The sequence below is a fragment of the Treponema sp. genome, assembly GCF_045657965.1.
Taxonomy (GTDB): domain Bacteria; phylum Spirochaetota; class Spirochaetia; order Treponematales; family Treponemataceae; genus Treponema_D.
Map to the genome: position 1 here is coordinate 1 of NZ_JAZOUG010000210.1, position 1,584 is coordinate 1,584.

At 37.6% G+C, this 1,584-nt stretch carries 1 protein-coding gene; it reads left to right on the plus strand.

Annotated features, from left to right (window positions below):
* The first annotated feature begins 585 nt into the window (after positions 1–585).
* Positions 586–1,407: a class I SAM-dependent methyltransferase gene (locus ACKI5B_RS07740; RefSeq protein ID WP_407427458.1), complete on the plus strand. Its 822-nt coding sequence runs from the start codon at positions 586–588 to the stop codon at positions 1,405–1,407.
* Positions 1,408–1,584: the final 177 nt, after the last annotated feature.

Consider the following 1,584-nt stretch of genomic DNA (forward strand, 5'->3'; position numbering starts at 1 on the left):
AATAAATTCAAAATGGCCTCCTTCTTGGAGACCATTTTAATATATGATTTTACTGATTTTTAGGTGGTGGTAATTAGACGCTTACCTCTATAACACAATAAATTATTTGGTAGACAAATAACGGAATAATTTAATTATACATTTAATCGCAAAAAAAAGAACGAAAAAATAAAAAATTAAAATTACACCAGTAACTATAACAACCATACTAAAAGTATAAAACCTATTTAAATAAATAATCAAGTCTTAAAATTATATTTAGCACTAGGTCGAGGACTACCAGCACCAAGATGAAGACTCAGGAAAGCCTTTTCAAGATATGTCGAACCACTCAAAACACCACCAGTCAAAGTTTTTAAAATATTACCACTAGTAAATTTATTCCAGTTATCAGCGAAATGATTAGCTTCACGCCAATCTAATGATTTTTAGATGGTGGTAATTAGACGCTTACGAAATAACTGTATTATTCATTATCTTCCCAGGAATCATATTCTCCTCGGTTAGCTTTTTTGCTTGACCAGAAAGCTTGATTTTTTCTTTAAAGTTAGCATATACTAACTATAGTTATTCAAGGAGAAGTATATGGCAGAAAAAATCAAAATCGAAAAAAACACGATTGCAGAAACTCTCCTGCTTCCACTGAGCGGCAGGGCTGACTGCTCCAAAAAATACCCGGAAATTTTCAAGGATGAAGAAGCTGAGCGAATCATCAGCACGATTGACTATGATTTTTCTTCGCTTTCCTACAAATCTTTCGTCGTCCTTTCCTGGGCAGTGAGAAAGCACTTCCTTCTTGGATGTGCAAAAAAATATCTCAGAGAACACCCGAATGCCACAATCGTAAACCTCGGCTGCGGAGCTGATACCTGTTTTTCTGAGCTTGATAACGGTACCTGTCGCATTTTGAACCTTGATTTACCGGAAGTGATTGAAGCCCGACAGCAGTTTACCAAGTGCCATGAGCGTGAAAAAAATGTGGGGGCATCAGCCTTCGACCTTTCCTGGCTGGATAAAGTGGAGACAAAGCCTGAGGACGGGCTTTTTGTGATGAGCGGCGGCGTTCTCTTTTATTTTGAGGAAGAAAAAATCCGTATGCTGTTTACTGCCCTTTCTCAAAAATTCCCGAACGGCGGAATCTGTTTTGATGCGGTAAATTCTAAAGGCTTAAAAAAATCAAATGCCGTAGTTGAAAAAAGCGGCAACAAGGGAGCTAAAATTGTCTTTGCTTTAAACGATGCAGAAAAACAGTTCGTCTCTTGGTCGCCTCATTTTAAAGTGAATGTTCAGCGTTCTCTTTCACAAGAAATCAAAAAAGCAAAGTCCATTCCGTTCGGCACTCGATTTGCCGTAAACATGGGAATGAAAATGGGCTTTATGCAGTTCGTGGAGGTTTTATTCAAATGAAAACACAGTCACCCCTTTCGCGCCTGCTGTCCTTTTCGGGAAATTACAGGGCACTTACTTGAAGTGCACCCCTAAAGTTGGACAAATAAAATTCAATTTTAGGAGGTGCATTTTTTATGCCCAAATACTCAGAAGAGTTCAAGATAAAAGTTGTAAATGCTTATTTATCAAATGAAG